Source organism: Micromonospora sp. MH99 (assembly GCF_021442385.1).
Classification (GTDB): domain Bacteria; phylum Actinomycetota; class Actinomycetes; order Mycobacteriales; family Micromonosporaceae; genus Micromonospora.
Genome location: NZ_MUZA01000013.1, coordinates 108,139 through 129,952 on the forward strand (window position 1 = coordinate 108,139; position 21,814 = coordinate 129,952).

The 21,814-nt window shown below is 71.3% G+C and carries 19 protein-coding genes, 1 other RNA gene and 1 pseudogene; 7 read left to right on the forward strand and 14 right to left on the reverse strand.

What is annotated here, in order from left to right; translation table 11 throughout:
- The first annotated feature begins 160 nt into the window (after window positions 1-160).
- Entirely contained in the window at window positions 161-961 is an 801-nt protein-coding gene (locus B0E54_RS10015; protein ID WP_234583084.1) for an S-methyl-5'-thioadenosine phosphorylase, read from the forward strand.
- Window positions 962-1,103: 142 nt separating this feature from the next.
- Window positions 1,104-2,699, forward strand: coding sequence for a benzoylformate decarboxylase (gene mdlC / locus B0E54_RS10020; RefSeq protein ID WP_234583085.1), 1,596 nt, complete (start codon window positions 1,104-1,106; stop codon window positions 2,697-2,699).
- A 19-nt stretch (window positions 2,700-2,718) separates the two neighbouring features.
- Here mdlC and B0E54_RS10025 read toward each other — a convergent pair whose 3' ends face one another.
- From B0E54_RS10025 to pruA, 10 genes are all read right to left on the reverse strand, one after another.
- A complete protein-coding gene (locus B0E54_RS10025; RefSeq protein ID WP_234583086.1) occupies window positions 2,719-3,666 on the reverse strand; it encodes a hypothetical protein in 948 nt (315 codons plus the stop codon).
- A 44-nt stretch (window positions 3,667-3,710) separates the two neighbouring features.
- Window positions 3,711-4,199 (reverse strand): hypothetical protein, encoded by a 489-nt coding sequence (locus B0E54_RS10030; RefSeq protein WP_234583087.1) that lies wholly within the window; start codon window positions 4,197-4,199, stop codon window positions 3,711-3,713.
- A gap of 151 nt (window positions 4,200-4,350) precedes the next feature.
- Entirely contained in the window at window positions 4,351-5,007 is a 657-nt protein-coding gene (locus B0E54_RS10035) for a hypothetical protein (protein ID WP_234583088.1), read from the reverse strand.
- Window positions 5,008-5,235: 228 nt separating this feature from the next.
- Window positions 5,236-5,611: a transfer-messenger RNA gene (gene ssrA / locus B0E54_RS10040) on the reverse strand.
- A 104-nt stretch (window positions 5,612-5,715) separates the two neighbouring features.
- The gene (gene smpB / locus B0E54_RS10045) at window positions 5,716-6,195 is read right to left on the reverse strand and encodes an SsrA-binding protein SmpB (protein ID WP_234583089.1); all 480 of its coding nucleotides are present in this window, start codon (window positions 6,193-6,195) and stop codon (window positions 5,716-5,718) included.
- A 153-nt stretch (window positions 6,196-6,348) separates the two neighbouring features.
- On the reverse strand, window positions 6,349-7,224 hold the full coding sequence (gene ftsX / locus B0E54_RS10050) for a permease-like cell division protein FtsX (protein ID WP_234583090.1): 876 nt from the start codon (window positions 7,222-7,224) through the stop codon (window positions 6,349-6,351).
- 68 nt (window positions 7,225-7,292) lie between these two features.
- A complete protein-coding gene (ftsE, locus tag B0E54_RS10055) occupies window positions 7,293-7,973 on the reverse strand; it encodes a cell division ATP-binding protein FtsE (RefSeq protein WP_161687384.1) in 681 nt (226 codons plus the stop codon).
- Window positions 7,974-8,091: 118 nt separating this feature from the next.
- The gene (gene prfB / locus B0E54_RS10060) at window positions 8,092-9,213 is read right to left on the reverse strand and encodes a peptide chain release factor 2 (RefSeq protein WP_234583091.1); all 1,122 of its coding nucleotides are present in this window, start codon (window positions 9,211-9,213) and stop codon (window positions 8,092-8,094) included.
- Window positions 9,214-9,331: 118 nt separating this feature from the next.
- Window positions 9,332-9,847: a PadR family transcriptional regulator gene (locus B0E54_RS10065; RefSeq protein WP_007455856.1), complete on the reverse strand. Its 516-nt coding sequence runs from the start codon at window positions 9,845-9,847 to the stop codon at window positions 9,332-9,334.
- Between the two features lie 176 nt (window positions 9,848-10,023).
- Window positions 10,024-11,652, reverse strand: coding sequence for an L-glutamate gamma-semialdehyde dehydrogenase (gene pruA / locus B0E54_RS10070; protein ID WP_234583092.1), 1,629 nt, complete (start codon window positions 11,650-11,652; stop codon window positions 10,024-10,026).
- Window positions 11,653-12,024: 372 nt separating this feature from the next.
- On the opposite strand from pruA, the gene B0E54_RS10075 reads away from it, so the two are divergent.
- Complete coding sequence (locus B0E54_RS10075) at window positions 12,025-13,137, forward strand: hypothetical protein (RefSeq protein ID WP_234583093.1); 1,113 nt, start codon at window positions 12,025-12,027, stop codon at window positions 13,135-13,137.
- Window positions 13,138-13,148: 11 nt separating this feature from the next.
- Here the strand turns inward: B0E54_RS10075 and B0E54_RS10080 are convergent, their stop codons facing one another.
- On the reverse strand, window positions 13,149-13,658 hold the full coding sequence (locus tag B0E54_RS10080; protein WP_234583094.1) for a hypothetical protein: 510 nt from the start codon (window positions 13,656-13,658) through the stop codon (window positions 13,149-13,151).
- Window positions 13,659-13,876: 218 nt separating this feature from the next.
- Here B0E54_RS10080 and B0E54_RS10085 point away from each other — a divergent pair, with 218 nt between their 5' ends.
- Complete coding sequence (locus B0E54_RS10085; RefSeq protein WP_234583095.1) at window positions 13,877-14,104, forward strand: AlpA family transcriptional regulator; 228 nt, start codon at window positions 13,877-13,879, stop codon at window positions 14,102-14,104.
- Window positions 14,105-14,373: 269 nt separating this feature from the next.
- Complete coding sequence (locus B0E54_RS10090) at window positions 14,374-14,955, forward strand: Rv3235 family protein (RefSeq protein WP_234583096.1); 582 nt, start codon at window positions 14,374-14,376, stop codon at window positions 14,953-14,955.
- A 270-nt stretch (window positions 14,956-15,225) separates the two neighbouring features.
- Here B0E54_RS10090 and secA read toward each other — a convergent pair whose 3' ends face one another.
- On the reverse strand, window positions 15,226-18,153 hold the full coding sequence (secA, locus tag B0E54_RS10095; protein WP_234583097.1) for a preprotein translocase subunit SecA: 2,928 nt from the start codon (window positions 18,151-18,153) through the stop codon (window positions 15,226-15,228).
- Between the two features lie 168 nt (window positions 18,154-18,321).
- On the opposite strand from secA, the gene B0E54_RS10100 reads away from it, so the two are divergent.
- Entirely contained in the window at window positions 18,322-19,473 is a 1,152-nt protein-coding gene (locus B0E54_RS10100) for a GNAT family N-acetyltransferase (RefSeq protein ID WP_234583098.1), read from the forward strand.
- Window positions 19,470-20,585 carry a GNAT family N-acetyltransferase gene (locus tag B0E54_RS10105; protein WP_234583099.1) on the forward strand — a complete coding sequence of 372 codons (1,116 nt, stop codon included), beginning with the start codon at window positions 19,470-19,472 and terminating at the stop codon, window positions 20,583-20,585. The genes B0E54_RS10100 and B0E54_RS10105 overlap by 4 nt, the downstream gene beginning before the upstream one ends.
- A gap of 63 nt (window positions 20,586-20,648) precedes the next feature.
- On the opposite strand, the gene hpf is transcribed toward B0E54_RS10105, so the two are convergent.
- Complete coding sequence (gene hpf / locus B0E54_RS10110; RefSeq protein WP_234583100.1) at window positions 20,649-21,281, reverse strand: ribosome hibernation-promoting factor, HPF/YfiA family; 633 nt, start codon at window positions 21,279-21,281, stop codon at window positions 20,649-20,651.
- A gap of 245 nt (window positions 21,282-21,526) precedes the next feature.
- A pseudogene (locus B0E54_RS10115) lies at window positions 21,527-21,814 on the reverse strand (ComF family protein); the annotation flags it as partial.

Sequence of the window (21,814 nt, forward strand, 5' to 3'; positions counted from 1 at the left end):
TCAGCCGTGAGCCCGCGCCGGGGACCCGTCATTCGCCGGACCCGCACGGTGCATCGGGATCAGCCGCGCTGTCAACGCCATGCCTGGCACCATAGCCTGCGTCCCCGGTGCTGGCTAAGGTCTGACCGGCGGGTGATCGGACAGTTGCGACGGAGGTTCCATGGCACCGACGGCGGACCTCGCGGTGATCGGCGGCTCCGGCCTGTACGCCCTCCTCGACGGCACCCCGCATGAGCTGGGCACCCCTTACGGTCCGCCCTCGGACGCGGTGACCATTGCGGAGGTGGCCGGGCGGCGGGTCGCGTTCCTGCCCCGGCACGGTTCCGACCACCGGTACCCGCCGCACCGGATCCCGTACCGGGCCAACATGTGGGCACTGCGGTCCCTCGGCGTACGCCAGGTGTTGGCGCCGTGCGCTGTCGGTGGGCTGCGTCCGGAGCTGGGGCCGGGCACGTTCGTGGTGCCGGACCAGCTCATCGACCGCACCAGCGGGCGCGTGCAGACCTACTACGACGAGGGCGCGGTGCACGTGCCGTTCGCCGACCCGTACTGCCCGCGGGGCCGGCACGCGCTGCTCGCCGCGGCGGCTTCCCGGGACGTCACGGCGGTGGACGGCGGGACGGTGGTGGTGGTCGAGGGTCCACGGTTCTCCACCCGTGCCGAGTCCCGCTGGTTCGCGTCCATCGGCGGCACTGTCGTGAACATGACTGGCCACCCGGAGGCGGTGCTCGCCCGGGAGATGGCGCTCTGCTACTCGTCCATCGCGTTGATCACCGACCTGGACGCCGGGGTGCAGGCGGGCGAGTCGGTGACCCAGGACGAGGTGTTCCGGGTCTTCGCGGCCAACACCGAGCGCCTGCGGGACGTGCTGCTGGACGCGGTGGCGGCGCTGCCCGCCGAGCAGGACTGTGCGTGCGGCCGGGCGCTGGACGGCATCACACTGCCCTTCGCGCTGCCCTGACCTGCGCCGCACGCGGCCCGGCGGGTGAGCCGGACCGCTGACGGCCGGGAAACGCCCGAAAGGTACGTCACATCCCGATAGATTCGGCTGATCGGGAGGGCGGCCACGGTCGCCCCTGCGCGCGACACGGAGGCAGGTGACGATGGCAACGGTCCGGGACGCGACGTACGACGTGCTCCGCACCCTCGGCATGACCACCGTCTTCGGCAACCCCGGCTCCACCGAGGAACCGTTCCTGCGGGACTTCCCGGCCGACTTCCACTACGTGCACGCGTTGCAGGAGGCCACGGCGGTGGCGATGGCCGACGGGTACGCCCAGGCGGCGGGCCGGCCGACGCACGTCAACCTGCACACCGCCCCGGGAATGGGCAACGGGATGGGCAACCTGGTCACCGCCTGGCACAACAAGACGCCCCTGATCGTCACCGCCGGCCAGCAGACCCGGGAGATGCTGCTGCTGGAGCCCCGGCTGACCAACCGACGGGCGGTCGAGCTGCCCGAGCCGTACGTCAAGTGGAGCTACGAGCCGGTCCGCGCGCAGGACATTCCGGCGGCGCTGCTGCGGGCATACGCGACAGCCGTGCAGCCGCCCGCCGGGCCGGTCTTCCTCTCCCTGCCGATGGACGACTGGGCCCAGCCCGCCGAGGCGCCTCCCGCGTCGCGCTCGGTGGCTACCCGCTTCGGGCCGGATCCGCAGCGGTTGGACATGTTCGCGCGGGTGCTGGCCGAGAGCCGCAATCCGGTGCTGGTGTTCGGGCCCGGCGTGGACCGCTCCGGCAGCTGGCCGGCGGCCGTCGCCCTGGCCGAGCGGCTGGCCGCACCGGTCTGGTCGGCCCCCGCACCGGAACGGGCCGTGTTCCCGGAGGATCACCCGCAGTTCCGCGGGGTCCTGCCGTTCGCCATCAGGCCGCTGGCCGAAGCGTTGCAGGGGCACGACACCGTCCTGGTCGTCGGCGCCCCGGTGTTCCGCTACTACCCGCACGTCCCGGGCGACCACCTGCCCGAGGGCGCCCGCCTGCTGCACGTCACGGACGACCCGGACGAGGCCGCCCGCGCTCCGGTCGGGGACAGCCTGCTCGGCGACCCCGGGCTGACCCTCGCCGCGCTGCTCGACAGGCTTCCGGCCGCCGACCGGCAGCCGCCGACGCCGCGCGCCGCTCCGCAGCCCCCGGAGGTCACCGTTCCGCTGAGCGCCGACGCGATGTTCGCCGCGCTGGCCGCGCACTGGCCGGCCGACGGCGTACTGGTCCAGGAGTCACCGTCCAACCTGTCCGCACTGCGCCGCCACCTGCGCATCACCCGGCCGGCGTCGTACTTCACGATGGCCAGCGGCGGGCTCGGCTACGGCCTGCCGGCCGCGATCGGGGTGGCGCTGGCCGAGCGGGACACCGGGCGTCGCCGGCCGGTGGTGGCGGTGATCGGCGACGGCTCGTTCCACTACTCGGTGCAGGCGCTGTGGACCGCCGCGCGCCTGGCACTGCCCGTGGTGGTCGTCGTCCCGGTCAATCAGCAGTACGCGATCCTCAAGGCGTTCGCCGAGCTGAAGAACACTCCCGGGGTGCCCGGCCTGGACCTGCCGGGGTTGGACGTCACCGCCATCGCAGCCGGCTACGGCTGCGCCACCGAGGTGGTGCAGACCCCCGACCAGCTCGGCGCCGCCCTCGCCGCCGGCCTGCGCGCCGAGGGACCCACGGTGCTGCCGGTGCCGATCAGCACCGACGTGCCCACGATCCTCTGATCGAGCCCTCCGCAGGCCGTCAGCGGGCCGCGATCGTCAGCGGGGCGCCGGTGAAGACGTCCAGCACCGGCCGCGCCCCCAGCGGGGCGGTCAGGGTGACGGTGACCGGCTCCAGCTTGAGCACGTCGGTACACACGCCGGCGGCCCGGGTGACGGCGCCACCGACGACGACCACGTCCGGCCGTTCCGACACCACCGGGGTGATGTCGGTGTCGCACGCGCCGACGCCGAGCCGGACGGTCACCCGAGCGCCGTCCACCGCCACCATGTCCTGGGCGGCCACCAGACCTTCCGGCAGGGGCTGGGTCGGCGTGGGCGCCGAGGGGACGGGCGTGACGGCCGTCGGCGCGACGGCGAGCTGGGCGACCGGGGTGGCCAGCTCCTCCACCGTGAACAGCCAGGCCGGCACCTGCGCCTCACCGCGACTCGTGCGGACCGGGACGGCACCGAGGGTCACCCCGGTGACGGTCAGCGGAAGGCAGGCTGTCTCCGTCGTGCTGGTCGCCCAGCCGTCCGGTCCGGGTTCGACTGTGGGACCGCCGGGAGTCGGCAGACCGGGCCGCTTCGGCCGTCCGGGGCAGGGCAGCGGGTCACCCCGGTCGAGCTGCCGGTACGCCTCGGCCGCGCTGACCAGCGGCAGGGTCAACCGCCCGTCCGGAAACCGGATCTCGGCACCGACGCGGGTGGGTGGGATGGCGACCTGGGCGCGGTACCAGCCGGCCCGGAAGGCCGTCTCGGTGTCGGGCGTGAAGCGCGGGTCGCCGGTGAGCACCGTCGGCCCCTGCAGGGGGACGTAGCCGTCACGCCAGCCGGGGCCGGGCCGCCACGCCGCGGCGACCGCGCTGGCCCGTTGGTCGAAGGCGCTGTGCGCCGTCGTGGTGGGCCCGGCGGCGGGCGTCGCGCCGGTCGCGGCGCAGCCCACCATGGACAGCAGCGGAAGTACGAGCAGCAGAACCGGTCGACGCATGCCAGGTTCGACGGGACCGCCGCCAGGTGGGTTCCCGCCTCGGCTCAGGTCTCGCCGCCCAGATCCGTCTGGTACGCCTGCCAGAGCAGATTGGCACCTCGGCGCCGGTGTCGCGCGAGCGTCCGCAGCAGGTGCCCCGCCCGGCGGCGCAGTTCGTCCGGGCCGGCCTCGGACCGCTCGGCGACCCGCTGCACGGCCAGGATCGCGGCGACGATCGCGCCGTGCTCCCGGGTCAGCAGCCGGATGCCGTGATCGAGGCGGGGCGAGTGGGTGAGCAGCTCCCGATAAAGCCCGGCCGGCCCTTCGGTGACCCGGACGTGCTCGGCGAAGCCCTGCCCGACCGGACGCAGGCGAAGCAGCACGGTCTCGCGCCAGCTCGGCTCGGTCGTGGCGACCGCCACGGCACGGGCCAGGGCGTGCAGGTCGCCGGCGAGCCCGGCGGGCCCCGGCTCACCGGGGAGCCCGGTCGGATACGTGCGGGCGGCGGACGGCCGCGCGGCGGCTGACGGCTGCTGGATTCCACCGGTGACCATGGCACCTCCCGCGCGGGCTGCTATCCCATACCGTGATGGTGAACCCGCCCGTTCGCCCTGTCCAGAGGCGTCTGCTGCTCATCCGTCCCACTGGCAACAGCTGTTGCCCTGCGCCTCACCGGCACCCCGGGCACCGCCGTCAGCGGGCCGCTCAGGCGCTCGCCAGACGACGCAGGTCGGCGGCGACGGCGCGGGCCTCGTCACTGGGCTCCGCGCCGGGTCGGCCCGCCGCGAACGCGTCGGCGAGCGCGCGCAGCTCGGACGGCGGCAGGACGGGCAGGCCCATCCCCTGCAGCGGGATGGTGACGCGGTGCCCACTGGCCCGATCGGTGACGACGATCCCCGGCGATCGACCCGCGCGAGCCGACGGGTCGGCCCCCAACTGCCCGGCGGAACGGGAGTCGACGTGGGCGATGGCGAGATCGACGGTACGACTGCGGATGGCGCCCCGCACCCGCACCCGGCTGCCGTCCAGCCATGCGGCCGTACGCAGCACCCGCAGCACCAGGTAGACGCCGAGCAGGACGAACGGCAGCCCGCACAGCCCGAGGAACGGTCCGGCCCCTCCCGAGCCGCTCGTGGACTCCCGCAGCGCGGGCGGCAGCATTCCGGGCGGCAGGTCGCGGGCCTCCTCGTAGGAAGCGAACCCGTCTCCCGGGCCGGTGAGGCGGCGCAGCAGCCCGCCGGCGAGCAGGGGCACCAGCACGAACGCCGCGCCGATCGCCGCGACGAGGACCCCGGTCACCACCGCGACCGTGCGCTGACCGGCCGACGCGCCGACCGACAGGCGCAGCTGCTGGTTCGTCACAGCGGCAGCGTAGGCGGCGGCGCCCCGCCCGCGGTGCCCGGGCGTCGGTGTCGGTGCCGTCCGCCGCCCCCGGTGATCCACTCCAGGTCGCGGAGGTGGGCGTGTCAGGACGGTCGGATACCGCCACATCGGCGAGGTGGAGTGGATCATTCGCCCTGCCTCGCTCGGTGGCGTCGGCGGATACGACGATGCGCCCCGGCCGGTGGGCCGGGGCGCATCGCTTCGAGGTGGTGGAGGTGCCGGGAATCGAACCCGGGTCCTTCGCCGGTTTGTCAGGGCTTCTCCGAGCGCAGCTCGCTGTGCCTCTACTCGGCCCCACCGCTCACGCGAGCAAGTTGGTGTGACGGGCCCAGTCGCTGATTGATCTCGCCGCACGGACCCCGCGACCGGGTCCGATTGGCCAGCCTCCTAGCTGATGCCGGCTACTGGGACGAAGGCGTTCCCAGACCGACAGACTTAGCTACTCGCCTCAGGCGGCGAGAGCGAAGTCAGCGCGATTGTTATTGGCGCTTATAAAGTTCCGACGACCGATTCTCGAGACGACGTCGGCTTCCTCGGCTCGCTTCCCCTGTCGCTGCGTACGAAGTCGAAACCAGTCACCCCCTCGACAGGCCGCCGATGTGGCGGCACTGACAAGACTAACGCCTGGCGCAACAGCTTTCATCCCGAGCCCCGGGCCGACTCACCGACCCGGACAAACAGGATTAATCAGTCGTCCATCCCCTTGCCGCGTCGACCGGACACCCGGGCGATCTCCCGGTCCGCGTCGCGCTTGGCGAGGTCCTGGCGCTTGTCGTACGACTTCTTGCCCTTGGCCAGGGCGATCTCGACCTTGGCCCAGCCGTCCGAGAAGTAGACCTGCAACGGGACGATCGTGAAACCGCCCTCACGGGTCTTGCCGAGCAGCTTGTCGATCTCGCCGCGGTTGAGCAGCAGCTTGCGGGTACGCCGGGGCTCGTGGTTGGTCCAGGTGCCCTGGGTGTACTCCGGGATGTGCATCGAGTGCAGATACAACTCGCCGTCACGTTCCTGCGCGAACGCGTCGACAAGCGACGCCCGCCCGGCCCGCAGCGACTTGACCTCGGTGCCGGTCAGCGCCATGCCCGCCTCGTACGTGTCGAGGATCGAGTAGTCGTGGCGTGCCTTCTTGTTGGAGGCGACCACCTTGCGCCCCTTTTCCCGTGGCATCGGCGCCACCCCCTCTCCCGGAAAACGTCCGTCGCCGAGCTCACCCCGGCCGGACAACCGATCATGCTACCCGAATGACAAGGACCCTCCCGCGCCGTTTATTTCCGGCTGCGGGAGGGTCCCCGAGTGACGACGGGACGACCCGTACGCTGCCTAGACCCGCAGGTAGAAGCGCAGGGTGATCCAGGCGGTGGCGGCGCTGACGAGACCACCGACGCCGGCCATCAGCGGGAAGATGAACAGGATGTCGCCCCAGCTGATCGGCGACAGCAGGCCCTGCAACGCCTTGAGTGACCCGTCGAAGAGCAGATACTTCGCCGCGACGAGGGCCACCAGGCCGAGCAGTGAGCCGATCAGGCCGGCCACCACGGCCTCCAGCACGAACGGCGCCTGGATGAACCAGTTGGACGCGCCGACCAGCTTCATGACCGCCACCTCACGCCGCTTGCTGTACGCGGCGACCTGGATGGTGTTGGCCACCAGGAGCAGTGCGGCGATGGCCATCACGATCGCGGCGGCCAGGGCGATGTTCTGGATCGCGGTGAGGACGTCGAAGATCTTGTCCAGCAGTCGACTCTGGTCGACGATCTCGTCGACACCCTCGGTGTCCTTGTACTGGTCGTAGATGTTCTTGTACTGCTCCGGGTTCTTCAGCTTGAGCCGGAACGACTCCGGCAGCTGGTCCGGCTTGACCGCGTTGACCAGGTCCGGCGCGTCCTGGTACATCTCCTGGAACTTCTTGTACGCCTCGTCCTTGTTGACGTAGATGACCTCCTTGACCAGGGGGTCGTTCTTCAGCTTGCCGTCCAGGTCGGTGCGCTGCTGCTCGCTCACCTCCTGACTCAGGAAGATCGAGACCTCGATGTTCTTGTAGTAGAGGTCCTTCATGTCGTCAACCTGGCGGTACATGAGACCGCTGGCGCCAAGCATGGTCAGCGAGACCGCCATCGTGATGATCATCGCGATGGTCATGGTCACGTTGCGCCACAGTCCGACCAGTACCTCGGACAGGACGTATTTCACGCGCATCGGGATTTCCTCCGGGTCTCCGGCATGAGGTGTTCGTCGTCAGGCTGCGAGAGGGGTGGAGCGCCGGCTCACCCGTAGACGCCGCGGGCCTGGTCACGCACGATGCGACCGCTCTCGATCTCGATGACGCGGCGACGCATCTGGTTCACGATGTTGGAGTCGTGGGTGACCATCACGACGGTCGTGCCGGTGCGGTTGATCCGGTCCAGGAGGCGCATGATCTCGATCGAGGTGTCCGGGTCCAGGTTTCCGGTCGGCTCGTCCGCCAGCAGGATCAGCGGACGGTTCACGAACGCCCGGGCGACGGCGACCCGCTGCTGCTCACCACCGGAGAGCTCGTGCGGGTAGCGATGCTCCTTGCCACCGAGCCCGACCAGCTCCAGCACCTCCGGCACGACCCGGCGGGCAACCGCCTTGGTCTTGCCGATCACCTCAAGGGCGAACGCCACGTTCTCGTACGCGGTGCGGTTCGGCAGCAGCCGGAAGTCCTGGAAGACGCAGCCGATCGAACGCCGGAAGTGGGGTCGCTTCCAGGAGCGCATCGACGTGACGTCCTTGCTGTTGACGACGACCCGCCCCTTGTTGGGGGTGACCTCGTGCAGCAGCATCTTGATGATTGTGGACTTGCCGGAGCCGGATGGACCGATGAAGAAGACGAACTCGCCCTTCTCGATCGAGACGGACACGTTGTCGAGCGAAGGCCGGGACGCCTTCGGGTACGTCTTCGTCACTTGCTCAAGCTGAATCACGGGTGGTGAGTCTACGCGGTGTAACAACTGAGCCAAGCCCCACGCCCCGCAGAAGCGGCGCGCGTCGTCGAATCAGGCCCTCACCTGGAGATCGACGAAGCGCTCCGCCCGCGAGCCGTCACGCACCGTCGCCGGCGAGCTGCCGCTGCTTACGCCAACGGATACCAGCTTCGATGAAACCGTCCAACTCGCCGTCGAAGACCGCGCTCGGATTGCCGGTCTCCTGCTCGGTTCGGAGATCCTTCACCATCTGATACGGGTGCAGGACGTAGGAGCGCATCTGGTCGCCCCACGACCCGGCCGCGTTCTCCTTCAGGCCCTCCAGCTTGGCCTGCTCCTCCTGGCGCTTGCGCTCGAGCAGCCGGGCCTGGAGCACCCGCAGCGCGGAGGCCTTGTTTTGCAGCTGGGACTTCTCGTTCTGGCAGGTCACCACGATGCCGGTCGGGATGTGGGTGAGCCGGACCGCCGAGTCGGTGGTGTTGACGCTCTGCCCACCGGGGCCGGAGGAACGGTAGACGTCGACGCGTACCTCGTTCTCCGGGATGTCGATGTGGTCGGTCTGCTCGGTCACCGGCAGCACCTCCACGCCCGCGAAGCTGGTCTGCCGGCGGCCCTGGTTGTCGAACGGACTGATCCGGACCAGCCGGTGGGTGCCCGACTCGACACTGAGGGTGCCGTACGCGTAGGGCACCTTGACCGCGAAGGTGGCCGACTTCAGGCCCGCCTCCTCGGCGTACGAGGTCTCGTAGACCTCGGTCGGGTAGCCGTGCCGCTCGGCCCAGCGCAGGTACATCCGCAGCAGCATCTCGGCGAAGTCCGCCGCGTCCACGCCACCGGCGCCGGCGCGGATGGCGACCAGCGCCTCCCGGGAGTCGTACTCGCCGGAGAGCAGGGTGCGGACCTCCATCTCCTGGATGGATTTGGTCAGGCCGGTGATCTCCGCCTCGACCTCGGTCAGCACGCCGGGGTCGGACTCGGCCTCGGCCAACTCCAGCAGCACCCGGGCGTCGTCGAGCTGGGAGCGCAGACTGCCCAGCTTGCTGATCTCGCCGTTGACGTACGACAGCTGAGAGGTCACCTGCTGCGCCTTGGCCTGGTCGTCCCACAGGTCGGGGGCGGACGCCTCCTGCTCCAGGCGGGCCTTGTCCTCGTGCAGCCGGTCCAGATTGAGGACGGCCTCGATGTTGCGCAGGGTCGCGTCGAGTTCCTTGAGCTGTTCGGCGTAATCGGCAGCGGTCACGACAGACAAGCGTACTGCGCGGACGAGGAGTGAGCTTGCGAGCCCCGCAGGTCGGCGCCAAATCGGTTCTGTGCCGGGAGCAGCACAGCTCGTTCCGTGTCGGCGAACCCGCCGGAGATCACCCGACGGGGGCGGACTTCAGCCACGACAGGGCCGCCCGGTGGTAGGCGACGGCGAACTCCAGCGCGCTGGCGTCGTACGTCTCGCCGTCCCGTTTGGCGTTCTTGACCTGTTCGCGTACCTGGGCGAGGGCCTCGGTGTGGTATTCGTTGGCCGAGGCGTACAGGCTCTTGAGCTGGCTGGACGAGTGCAGGTTGCCGAAGGCCATCCGGAGCGCGATCGGGTTGCGGATGGTGTCCCGCCCCGGGTTCTCCGCCAGCCAGCGGGAAAACGTCCGTTTCCCGCTGGCGGTGAGCGCGTACGGCTGACTCATTCGTGGGCCCGGCTTGCCGAGCCGCACGTAACCCCGCTCGGCCAGCACCGGCAACTCGCGGTAGACCTGACTGCGGGTCATCGACCAGTACGGCGCCAGCCGGCGCTCTGCGGCGGCCATCAACTGGCCGCCTGTCATGGGACCCTCGTGGAGCAGCCCGAGCAGGGCCGCCGCCGTGGGGTTGACTCCGGATTCCGCCATGCCCGTTACGCTGCCACTTTGCGCTGCCGGCGTCCAGGATTTGGCAGTTTGCCACCCAACAGGACTTCCTAAGTGCACTGTCGGCGGCAGACTGTCCGTTGAGGACTATCGATGGGTTGCGGCCCCTCGGCCGACCGCCGGCGGCGCTGCGCACGCCGCCGGCGGGTCGCCGCAGGTCAGCCCATGTGGGGGTACATGTGGTCGGTCGGCGGCACGAAGGTCTCCTTGATCGTCCGCGGCGACACCCAGCGAACCAGGTTCAGCCAGGAGCCCGCCTTGTCGTTGGTGCCGCTGGCCCGGGCGCCGCCGAACGGCTGCTGCCCGACCACCGCGCCGGTCGGCTTGTCGTTGATGTAGAAGTTGCCGGCCGCGTACCGCATGCGCTCGCCGACCGCGTCGATCACCCGGCGGTCGGTGGCGAACACCGACCCCGTCAGCGCGTACGGCGCGATCGACTCGGCCTGCGCGACCACCTCGTCGAAGCGCGCGTCGTCGAACACGTGCACGCCCAGGATCGGCCCGAAGTACTCGGTGGTGAAGGTCTCGTGGGCCGCGTCGGAGCACTCGAAGAGCGTCGGCCGGACGAAGTATCCGACCGAGTCGTCGGCCGTGCCGCCGGCGAGCACCCGGCAACTGTCGTCACCGCCGATCAGCTCCAGCGCCGCGGTGTGCCGGGCGAACGCCTTGTCGTCGATCACCGCGCCACCGAAGTTGCCGAAGTCGGCCACGTCGCCGTAGGTCAGCGAGTCGGCGGTGGCGGCCAGGCGGTCCCGCAGGCCCCCCTCCCAGAGCGAGCGCGGCACGTACGCCCGGGAGGCCGCCGAGCACTTCTGGCCCTGGTACTCGTACGCGCCACGGATCAGCGCGGTGTGCAGCGCGTCCACGTCGGCGCTGGTGTGCGCGACCACGAAGTCCTTGCCACCGGTCTCGCCGACCAGCCGCGGGTAGCCCCGGTAGCGGGAGATGTTGTCGCCGACGGTCCGCCACAACTGCTGGAAGACCTTTGTCGAACCGGTGAAGTGGATACCCGCCAGATCCGGGTCGGCGAGCACGACGTCGGAGACCTCCTCGCCCCGGCCGGTGACCATGTTGATCACGCCGGGCGGCAGGCCGGCGGCCTCGAACAGCCGCATGGTGAAGTGCGCCGCGAACTGCTGCGTGGGGCCCGGCTTCCAGATCACCGTGTTGCCCAGCAGCGCCGGCGCGGACGGCAGGTTGCCGGCGATGGCAGTGAAGTTGAACGGGGTGACCGCGTAGACGAAGCCCTCCAGCGGGCGGTGGTCGAAGCGGTTCCAGACGCCCGGCGAGGACGCCGGCTGCTCCTCGAGCAGGCGGCGGGCGAAGTGCACGTTGAACCGCAGGAAGTCGATGAACTCGCAGGCGGCGTCGATCTCCGCCTGGATCGCGGTCTTCGACTGGCCGAGCATGGTCGCGGCGTTGAGAGTGTCGCGCCACGGGCCGGCGAGCAGCTCGGCGGCGCGCAGGAAGATCGCGGCGCGCTCCTCGAACGGCAGCGCCCGCCACATCGGCGCGGCGTCCTTGGCCGCCTTGATCGCGGCGCGGGCGTCGTCGTGGGTGGCGTGCGCGGTCACGCCGAGCACGTGGGCGTGCTTGTGCGGCTGCACCACGTTGATCGGGTCGCCGGCCGCCATCCGCTGCTCCCCGCCGATGGTCATCGGCAGGTCGATGCGCTCGGCGGCCAGCTCGGTCAGCCGCCGCTGGAGCCGGTCCCGGTCTCCGCTGCCCGGCTCGTAGTTGCGAACCGGCTCGTTGCGCGGCTCGGGAACGGAGAACACGGCATCCATCAAGGCTCCTGGCGATCTCGACAGCGGTGGCGAAACCGGACCCGCGGGCACCGACCGGACGGCCGGACACCGGACGCCGCGCGGGAGGGCCGAGCAGCGGCGGGACCTCCCACGATTGTTTCATGCGGGGGTGCTCGACTCGCCTCCACCACCTCCCGGTTGCTCAGGACCGGCTGCCCTTCCTCTCCTTACCGGCGCGTCGTGGCGGGGCTGGGGCCCCTGACGTTGGTGGCGGTCCGCGCGGCCCTTCGCGGCTCCCTCGGCGTACGCCGTCGCAGGCGCGTACTCCGGGAGGTGTGGCTCGTTCAGAGGAGGTCGCGGCGGCCCGCGTACCCTGAATGGTCGGTGACCTGGCGCCTCGAAGGGGAGACGATGACCAAGCAGCCCGGCCGCGTCCCAGCCGCGGAGTCGGACCAGCCGGCGGTCGACGCGGCCACCCCCGGCGGCCGACCGGTGTCCGCGCCCGGCGCGGCAGTGCTCGCGCTGCTGGCGCTCGGCTGGCTGGCCGCCATGCTCTGGTCGACCCGGGAGGCCATCACCTCGGCGGCGGCGGGCATCACCGCGATCAGCCTCTCCGCGTTCGCTCTGCCCGGTGTGATCTCGGCGGCGCTGGTGGCCGGCGCGGCGACCGCGCTGGCCTCCGGCAACCTGCTGTCGCGCCGGTACGGCGACGGAGCGACCCTGCGTTTCGTCGGTGCGATCGGCGCGGGGATGCTCGTCGGGCTGGCCGCCGCGCTGGCGATCAACCTGACCTACTTCGACACCTCGACCACCAACGTGATCGCCGGGACGACGGCGGCCGCCGCGATCATCGGCGGGGCGATCGCCGGCGCGCGAACCGCCCCGGCGGTCGGCGCGGTGGTGACCGCCGCGCTGGGCGCGCTGGTCTTCGTGGTGGCGTTCAGTCGTGCCCGGGACCCGCTGTTCGACCTGTTCGGCGCGGGCGACACCCAGCAGTCGCTTGTCGACGCCGCCAAGTGGGTGTCGCGCACCGAGTCGCTCATCGCCGGCCTCCTGGCCGGACTGCTCGCCTTCGGCTACCTCACCTGGGCACGGCGGCGAGCCCTGCGGCGCGATCCGCTGACGCCCGCGCTGCGCTGGCCGGCCTACCTGCTCGCCGGCGCCGGGCCGGGCCTGCTCCTGCTGCTCGCCGAGGTGATCATCCGGATCGGCGGCCGGTCGCTGCTGGACCTCGCCAGCGCGCTCAGCGAGGCGGACGCGGTGGCCCAGACCTCGCTGGGCACCTCGCGGGTGGACAACGGCATCTGGATGGTCTTCGTGGGGGCGCTGACCGCGCTCATCGCGTTCGGCCGCACGCTCGGCCCTTCGCACACCGACGACGACCCCGCCCTGGCCGACGGTCCCGGTGCCACGCAGCCGGCAGTCGCGAACAAGACCAACGCCGACACCGACGACGACGAGGCGGACACGACCGCTCACGACGCCGTCGACGTCGACCCGGCCAGAGCCGACCCGGCCCGCTGACCGCTGCCGGCTCAGTCGGTGGCGCGCAGCAGCAGGTCCAGCTCTGACACGTCGTACCACTCCAGCTCGTGATCCTCGGCCCCGTCGACGGTGAACTGGGCGTCGGGGTCGCCGGCAGCGGCCTCGGCCACCACGTCGGCCGCGGCGGCGACCTCCTCGACAGCGTCCGCGCCGTCCACGTGGATCGCCGCGACGGCACCCACCGGCACGGTGTCGGCCAACGTCACCATGCTGGACCCCAGCTCACCATCGCCACGGCCGAGCGCGGCGGGCGGCACGTCGACCGAGACGACAACGCGGCGGCGGGGCGCGGCGGGATCGGCCCTGAGCAGGTGCAGCGCGTCCTGGGCAGCCCGGGTGAACGCGACGTACTCCAACTCCTCCTCGTCGCCCTCGGCGTACCACTCGCGCAGCGCGGGTGTCACCGCGTGCGCCCGGTCGGCGGTCAGCCCCTGCTCGCGCAGGCGGGCCAGCATGGGTACGGTCGCCGGCACGTACACCCGGACAAGCTCGTCGGTCACCGGTCGTCTCCCCGCTCGGTCCTGTGCCGGCGGCAGCCGGCACGGGCGCAGATCATGCCGCACGCCGTGACCGTCATACACCCCGCCTCCGGCCGGTGGAAGTTTCCCGCCGGTGTGTCCGGGCGCTGGTTGGTCCGCCGCCGGGCCGGGTGAATGCTGGGCGGTGAGCCCTGCCGATGGCAAACTGAGGCAAACGACGTCAACCCCGGGGAGTTTCCGTGGAGCCGAGGTTCCTGCTGCTCTCCGACGTGGCCACCGAGCTGAACGTGTCGGACTCGCAGGTCTACCACATGGTCCGCAGCGGGGAGCTGCCGGCGATCAAGATCGGCGGACGCGGTCAGTGGCGGGTCGAGCGCGCCCGGCTGGAGGAGTACATCGCGCAGAAGTACGCCGAAACCGCCGACTGGGTACGCGGTAACCCCCTGATCGACCGCGACCCGGAGTAGGTCCGGGTGGCCGCGTGCCACGTTCCGCCCCGCTCCCGGCCCGCTCCCGGCCCGCTTCCGCCCTGCTCACGGCCCGCGTGATCGACTCCGTATCGCCGGGATGGGGCTGTCCGGCCTGCCGGGACACCGCGATGTCGGCGACACCGAGTAGATCATTCCCAGGGGCGGCACGCCCACCGTTCGCGGGCATTGACCGAGGCCGTTGCGTCCCGCACAATCGAGTCAGTCGGAGGCAAACGAAGGCAAACGCAAGATCAAAGGGAGCAGCGATGAGTGAGCGGCGACCCGGTCCGTCCCGGCCACCTGTGCGCCTGCGCCCCGTCCCGCCCATCGATCCGCCGTACCCCGACGAGACGTACTGGCCGGGGCCGACGCACGGCCAGCTCGCCCTCGACCTGTTCGCCTCGACACGACCGGATCCGGTCCGGCCGGCGGAGCGCCGCGCGGCCCCACGCCGGACGCCGTCCCGGCCGGCCAGCCACCCGGGTGCGCCGCTCCCACCGGCGAGCGCCCCCGAGGCGACCCGCGCCGCACACCGCTTCGTCGGCACGTGCCTGGAGGTGGTCAACGGCTACCGCTCGCCGGCCCAGGTGCGACCCCTGCTCGACCCGGGCCGGGCCGTCGAACTGCTCACCGAACTCGCCCGCGCGACCGGCCGGGCCGGGCCGGTTCGCCGTCGCGCAACGCGGCCGGCCCTGCGGCTGCTCCGACTGCGGGTGTGTGAGCCCCGGGAAGCCGCTGTGGAAGCGGCTGCCGTGGTGAGCGGTGCCGGTGGCCGGAGCTGGGCCATGGCGGTACGCCTGGAACACCGCCGAGGCCGCTGGTTGTGCACGGCCCTGCACGTCCTCTGACAACCCGCCAGAGGTCCGCCCACGCCGCCACCGTCCGCCCCGGGGGCGGCCACGCGGCGTGCTGCAGGCCCAGGCTCTGCGTTGATCGACTCGACTTCCAGGAAAGCGCGGTATCAACCTGGCGCCGACACCCCGACTTCCAGGAACCCGAGATGATCTCCCGCCACGCGGCCGTGGGCGTCGGAGGGGACGTGGCCCGGGGATGCGCCGGGTGGAGACGCCGATGGGCCCTGGCCTCGTCGGCCAGGGCCCATCGGGACGCGCTGTGGGTCAGTTGCCGCCGTTGGGGGCGCCGTGGCAGCGCTTGTACTTGCGGCCCGAGCCACACGGGCACGGCGCGTTGCGGGACGGGCCGTTGCCGGCGTCGGCCTGGTTGGGGACCGGACGTCGGGAGCCGGCGGTCGGCAGCGTCGGACCACGCAGCCCGGAGGCCGGCCGCTGCGGGGCGGACGGTGCGCTCTGCCCGGGGGCTGCGGGCATGCCCTGGGCCGGCCGGCCCACACCGAGCGCCGGCGCCTGCTGCTGCTCCTGCTCGACGCTGACGGCGCCGGGGCTGGCTTCACCGTCGATGGTCGGAGCCGAATACTGCAGGCCCTGCCGCTGCGGCGAGCGGTTGAGGCCCTTGGCCCGGATCTCCACCGGCTTGTCGAGCAGCGTCACCTCTTCCGAGTCGGCTGCCGGCTCGGGCTCGGTGACCTGGACGTCCACGTTGTAGAGGAACCCGACGGTCTCCTCCTTGATGCCCTCCATCATGGTGGCGAACATGTCGAAGCCCTCGCGCTGGTACTCCACCACCGGGTCGCGCTGGGCGTACGCCCGGAGGTTGATGCCCTCCTGGAGGTAGTCCATCTCGTAGAGGTGCTCGCGCCACTTGCGGTCGATCACCTGGAGCAGCACCATCCGCTCGAGCTGGCGCACCCCCTCGGTGCCGAGCTGCTCCTCGCGGCGGTCGTACGCGGCGTTCGCGTCCTCCTTGAGGCGGGCGACCAGGAAGTCGGCGTCCATGCCGGCCCGGGAACCGCCGGCCTCCTCCTCCAGCTCCTCGATCGTCACGCCGACCGGGTAGAGCTGCTTGAGGCTGGACCAGAGCTGCTCAAGGTCCCAGTCCTCGCCGTAACCCTCGGAGGTGGCACCCCGCACGTACGCCTCGACGGTGTCGTCGATCATGTTGCGGACCTGGTCGGAGAGGTCCTCGCCGTTGAGCACCCGCAGCCGCTCGGCGTAGACGACCTGGCGCTGCTTGTTGAGCACCTCGTCGTACTTCAGAACGTTCTTGCGGATCTCGGCGTTCTGACCCTCGATCTGGGCCTGGGCGCTCTTGATCTGGCGGGTGACCATCTTCGACTCGATGGGCACGTCCTCCGGGATGTTGAAGCGCTCCATGACCGCCTCGACCGCGCCGGCCCGGAAGCGTCGCATCAGCTCGTCCTGCAGCGACAGGTAGAAGCGGGACTCGCCCGGGTCGCCCTGCCGGCCGGCGCGACCGCGCAGCTGGTTGTCGATCCGCCGGGACTCGTGCCGCTCGGTGCCCAGCACGTACAGGCCACCGGCGGCGGCGACCTCGTCCGCCTCGGCGTCGCAGGCCTGCTTCCAGGTGGGCAGGACCTCCTCCATCGCCTTGGCGTAGTCCTCCTCGTTCTCCAGCGGGTCGAGACCGCGCTGGCGCAGCTCGTTGGCCGCGAGGAACTCGGGGTTGCCGCCGAGCAGGATGTCGGTGCCGCGGCCGGCCATGTTGGTGGCCACGGTGACCGCGCCCTTACGCCCGGCCTGGGCGACGATCTCGGCCTCCCGGGCGTGGAACTTGGCGTTCAGCACGTTGTGCGGGATGCCCCGGCGGCGCAGCAGCTGGGAGAGGATCTCCGAGTTTTCCACCGAGACGGTGCCGACCAGCACCGGCTGGCCCATCTGGTGCCGCTCGGCGATGTCCTCGATGACGGCGTTGAACTTGGCCTTCTCGGTCTTGTAGATGACGTCCGGCCGGTCCTCGCGGACCATCGGGCGGTGCGTCGGAATGCTCACGACGCCGACCTTGTAGACCTTGTTGAACTCGCTCGCCTCGGTCTGCGCCGTACCGGTCATCCCGGACAGCTTGTTGTAGAGGCGGAAGTAGTTCTGGAGGGTGATGGTGGCCAGGGTCTGGTTCTCCTGCTTGATCTCCACCCCCTCCTTGGCCTCGATCGCCTGGTGCATGCCCTCGTTGTAGCGACGGCCGTGCAGGATGCGACCGGTGAACTCGTCGACGATCAGGACCTCACCGTCGCTGACGATGTAGTCCTTGTCGCGCTTGTAGAGCTCCTTGGCCTTGATGGCGTTGTTGAGGTAGCCGACCAGCGGGGTGTTCACCGACTCGTACAGGTTGTCGATGCCGAGCCGGTCCTCCACCTTGGCGACGCCGCGCTCGGTGACCGCGATGGTGCGCTTGGAGTGGTCGACCTCGTAGTCGCCCTCGCCGTCCGTACCGGGCTGGAGCCGGGCCACGACGCCGGCGAACTCGCCGTACCAGCGGGCGGAGTGCTCGGCCGGGCCGGAGATGATCAGCGGGGTGCGCGCCTCGTCGATCAGGATGGAGTCGACCTCGTCGACCACCGCGAAGTTGTGCCCGCGCTGCACCAGCTCGTCCTTCGACCAGGCCATGTTGTCGCGCAGGTAGTCGAAGCCGAACTCGTTGTTGGTGCCGTACGTGATGTCGCACTCGTAGGCGGCCTTGTGCTCACTGGCCGGCCGGTTGGGCAGCACCACGCCGACGGTCAACCCGAGGAACTCGTGCACGCGACCCATCCAGGCCGCGTCGCGCTGGGCGAGGTAGTCGTTGACGGTGACCACGTGCACGCCGTCGCCGGAGAGCGCGTTGAGGTAGACGGCCATGACCGAGGTCAGCGTCTTGCCCTCACCGGTCTTCATCTCGGCGATGTTGCCGAAGTGCAGCGCGGCGCCGCCCATCACCTGGACGTCGTACGGCCGCTGGCCGAGCACCCGGGCGGCCGCCTCGCGGGCCACCGCGAACGCCTCCGGCAGCAGGTCGTCGAGGGTCTCACCGTCGGCGAGCCGCTCCCGGAACTGCTCGGTCATGCCGCGCAGTTCCTCGTCGGTGAGGTTGACGTAGTCGTCCTCGATCGAGCTGACGGCGGCGGCGATGGCCTTGAGCCGGCGCACCATGCGGCCCTCGCCCGCATTAAGGACCTTTTCCAGAATCGACACGGATCAACGCTCCCCTAGACAGTCTCGAACCATCGTAGGCGCTCCATCGGCGCGATGGTCACTGGTGGCGGCGGTCCACCTCGCCGAACCCGACATAATTCGCGCACGGGATGCGCCCGGGACGTAATCCGGTTACGCCTTCGGCGAACGTTCCGGCACGATGCACGGGTGGAGCCTGTGGAGATCGTCGAGGACGGCGTGCTGCTGCGACCCTGGCGGGAGGCGGACGCCGACGGCGTACACCGCGCCTGCCAGGATCGGGACATTCAGCGTTGGACCACCGTACCGCGCCCATACCTTCGCGAACATGCCCACAGTTTCGTCACGGAACTGAGCGCTCGGGCCTGGGCGGACGGCACCGGGGCGCCGTTCGCGGTCTGCGACGCGGCCACCGGCGAGCTGCTCGGCTCGTGCGGGCTGATCTCCGTCGACCGTGCCGGCACCGGTGAGATCGGCTACTGGACGGCACCGTGGGCGCGCGGCCGGGGCGTGACCGTCCGGGCCGTCCGGGCGGTCGCCCGCTGGTCCTTCGAGAAGCTGGGGCTGCGCCGGCTGCTCTGGCAGGCCGAGGTGGGCAACCACGCCTCGCGGCTGGTCGCCCTGCGGGCCGGGTTCCGGATCGACGGCCGGCTGCGCCAGGCGAACCCGGCGCCGGACGGTGGCTCGGACGGCTGGATCGGCTCGCTGCTGCCCGGCGAGGTGCCCGAACCCGGATCGACCGGGCCGGCCGGCCCCGACACCCTGGTCGCCCGCCGGGCCGCCGTCTTCGGCCGCCCACAGCCGACCCTGTTCGCCACCTCGGCGACCGGTGAGCTGCGGCTGCGACCGATGGAGGAGCGCGATCTGGACGCCATCGTGCAGACCTGCCGCGACCCGGAGACGATCCGGTGGACCACAGTTCCGGACCCGTACGACCGCTCCGACGCCCAGGGGTACCGGGGCTACGCCCAGGACGCCTGGGCCCGGGGGAACTCCGCCTGCTTGGTGGTCGCCGACCCGGACGACAGGTACGTCGGCACCCTGGACCTGCGGCTCTCCCCCGCCGACCCGCTGCTCGCGGACGTGGGCTTCATGACCGCCCCGGCGGCCCGCGGGCGGGGTCACCTGCCGGCCGCCCTGATCGCGCTGAGCGCCTGGGGTTTCACCACGCTGGGACTGGCCCGGATCGAATGGAAGGCGAACGTGGGCAACACGTCCTCCCGGCGGGCCGCCGAGAAGGCGGGGTTCACGTTCGAGGGGACCGCCCGGGGCGGCGTCCAGCACCGGGGTGAGCGGGTCGACGCCTGGGTGGCCGCGCTGCTCGCCGGAGATCTGGCATGACCGGGGCGGTGCCGGTCGTCGAGGCGCACGGGGTGCGGCTCCGGCCGTTTCGGGCCGGCGACATCGCGGACCTGGTCGAGGGGTGCGCGGACCCGCTCAGCCAGCGGTTCGTGTCCAGCATGCCGTCCCCGTACACCGAAATCGACGCCCACTGGTGGGTCGAGGCCGGCGCACCGGCGGTCTGGGCCGGCGGCGGCGCCGCGTACGCCATCGCGGACCCGGCCACCGACCGGCTGCTCGGCGGGGCCGGACTGAGCAACCCGGTACCGGGCCGGAGTCAGGCGGAGATCGGCTACTGGCTGCGGCAGGCGGCGCGGGGGCGCGGGGTGGCCACGGCCGCGACCCGCGCGTTGAGCGAACACGCCTTCGGCACCGGGACGCTCCGGCTGGAACTGCTCACCGAGTTGGAGAACGCCGCCAGCCAGCGGGTCGCGCTGGCCGCCGGCTTCCGGTACGAGGGCCTGCGTCGGTCGGCCGGGCAGCGCCGGGACGGCGGCCGGCACGATCTGCTGACCTGGGTACGCCTCGCCGACGATCCGCCCGGCCCGACCCCCCGGCTGCTGCCCGACCTGCCCGACGGGATGCTCACCGATCAGGTGGTGGCGCTGCGCCGCCTCGCGCCGGACGACGCGGAGATGATGTACGGGTTGCACAGCCGGCCGGAGGTGGTCGCCAACCAGGCCCCGCCGGTGCCACCGACGCCCGAGTCGATCGAGCGGCGCTGCCGGCTGGCGGAGAGCGCATGGCTCACCGGCGACATCGCCCGACTGCTGATCGTCGACGTGGCCACCGGCGAGCCGGCGGGCAGTTGCGGCCTGTCGTACACCGAGGTGACAAGTGGTGAGGCGTCGATCGGCTACGCGCTGCTCCCGCGGTGGCGGGGGCACGGCTACGCCACCCGGGCGGTGCGGCTGCTCGCGCAGTGGGCGTTCGGCCCGGCGGGTATCGCCCGGCTGACCGCCGGCACCGTGCCGGAGAACACGGCCTCGCACCGCGTGCTGGAGCGGGTCGGCTTCCAGCGCGAGGCACTGCAACGCGGTCGTCTGCCCGGCCTGGCGGGTGCCCGCCTCGACGACCTGACGTTCGCCCTGCTGCCGGCCGACATGCGCTGACGAGACACGGGGTTGCGGCGGTCGCCCGCCACAACCCCGTGCTCGACGCGGGTCAGGCCCGGCTCAGGTGTCGAGCGAGATGATGCCGTAGTCGTAGGCGTGGCGTCGGTAGACGACGCTGGGGCGGCCCGTCTCCTTGTCCTGGAACAGGTAGAAGTCGTGGCCGACCAGCTCCATCTGGAACAGGGCGTCGTCGATCGTCATCGGTTCCGCCGGGTGCACCTTCTCCCGGGCGATGTGCCACGGCTGGTCGTGGTCCTCCTCGACCCGCTCGGCGACGGCAGTGCCGGCGCGTGCGCCAGCGCCCGGCGCGGACAGCGGGGCGGCCACCAGATCCGTGACCGGCAGGTCGGCGGTGGCGGCGGCGACGGAGATCGGCGCGTGCCGACCACGGTGTACGCGGCGGCGGTCCGCCGCACGACGTAGCCGGGTGTCGAGCTTCGCGATGGCGGCGTCGAGCGCGCTGTAGAAATCGTTCGTGCAGGCCTCGGCCCGAATCACGGGGCCCCGGGAAACGCAGGTGATCTCCACCCGCTGGCAGTGGTCGGCCTGGCGCGGATTGCGCTCGTGAAACAGCTCGACATCGATACGGATAATCTTGTGGTCGTAGCGTTCGACCTTTGCGAGTTTCTCGGCTACGTGTACCCGGTAATGGTCCGGCACTTCGACGTTGCGGCCCTTGACCACGATGTCCACGTGACCTCCCTTGTTCGGACGTCTTCGATCCGGTTTCCCGGTCGCGCGCCGTGGGGAGACCCGCTGGCGTCGACCGGTCAGTACGGCTACGCCTCCTCTCACCGCCGGGGGCGGGATGGAACGACCTCCTACCCCTGACAGCGAAACGCTAACTCCTGTTCGCTCGGCAGTCACCCCATGTTGCCAAGACCGCCCAGGATTTTTCGCACCTCATACACCAACGGGTGAAACGGAAACACTGTCGGTTACAACTGGTGTCTTTTCTCGGTCGCGGCGAGCACCGCGGCGACACCGGGTGGCCGTCCGCTCGCGGTCAGCACCCGGGTCGCCGCGGCCAGGGTCACGCCTGTGGTGACGATGTCGTCGAGCAGCACGACGACCGGGGCGCCGACCGCCCGGCGAGGCCCATCCGAGGCGCCGGACCGGGGTCGGAACGCCGCCTCGGCCGCCGCGGCGCGGCCCGCGCTGTCCAGCGTCACCGAATCCGGGCGGGGCAGCGCGCGCAGCTGACGGCGCACCCGCGCCGGCCAGCC

Excerpts from the sequence above, each read along its gene's own strand:
- B0E54_RS10015 (WP_234583084.1), top strand. The coding sequence starts at position 161 with ATGGCACCGACGGCGGACCTCGCGGTGATCGGCGGCTCCGGCCTGTAC.
- mdlC (WP_234583085.1), top strand. The coding sequence starts at position 1,104 with ATGGCAACGGTCCGGGACGCGACGTACGACGTGCTCCGCACCCTCGGC.
- B0E54_RS10025 (WP_234583086.1), bottom strand. The coding sequence starts at position 3,666 with ATGCGTCGACCGGTTCTGCTGCTCGTACTTCCGCTGCTGTCCATGGTG.
- B0E54_RS10030 (WP_234583087.1), bottom strand. The coding sequence starts at position 4,199 with ATGGTCACCGGTGGAATCCAGCAGCCGTCAGCCGCCGCGCGGCCGTCC.
- smpB (WP_234583089.1), bottom strand. The coding sequence starts at position 6,195 with ATGCCACGGGAAAAGGGGCGCAAGGTGGTCGCCTCCAACAAGAAGGCA.
- ftsX (WP_234583090.1), bottom strand. The coding sequence starts at position 7,224 with ATGCGCGTGAAATACGTCCTGTCCGAGGTACTGGTCGGACTGTGGCGC.
- B0E54_RS10065 (WP_007455856.1), bottom strand. The coding sequence starts at position 9,847 with ATGGCGGAATCCGGAGTCAACCCCACGGCGGCGGCCCTGCTCGGGCTG.
- pruA (WP_234583092.1), bottom strand. The coding sequence starts at position 11,652 with ATGGATGCCGTGTTCTCCGTTCCCGAGCCGCGCAACGAGCCGGTTCGC.
- B0E54_RS10075 (WP_234583093.1), top strand. The coding sequence starts at position 12,025 with ATGACCAAGCAGCCCGGCCGCGTCCCAGCCGCGGAGTCGGACCAGCCG.
- B0E54_RS10090 (WP_234583096.1), top strand. The coding sequence starts at position 14,374 with ATGAGTGAGCGGCGACCCGGTCCGTCCCGGCCACCTGTGCGCCTGCGC.
- B0E54_RS10105 (WP_234583099.1), top strand. The coding sequence starts at position 19,470 with ATGACCGGGGCGGTGCCGGTCGTCGAGGCGCACGGGGTGCGGCTCCGG.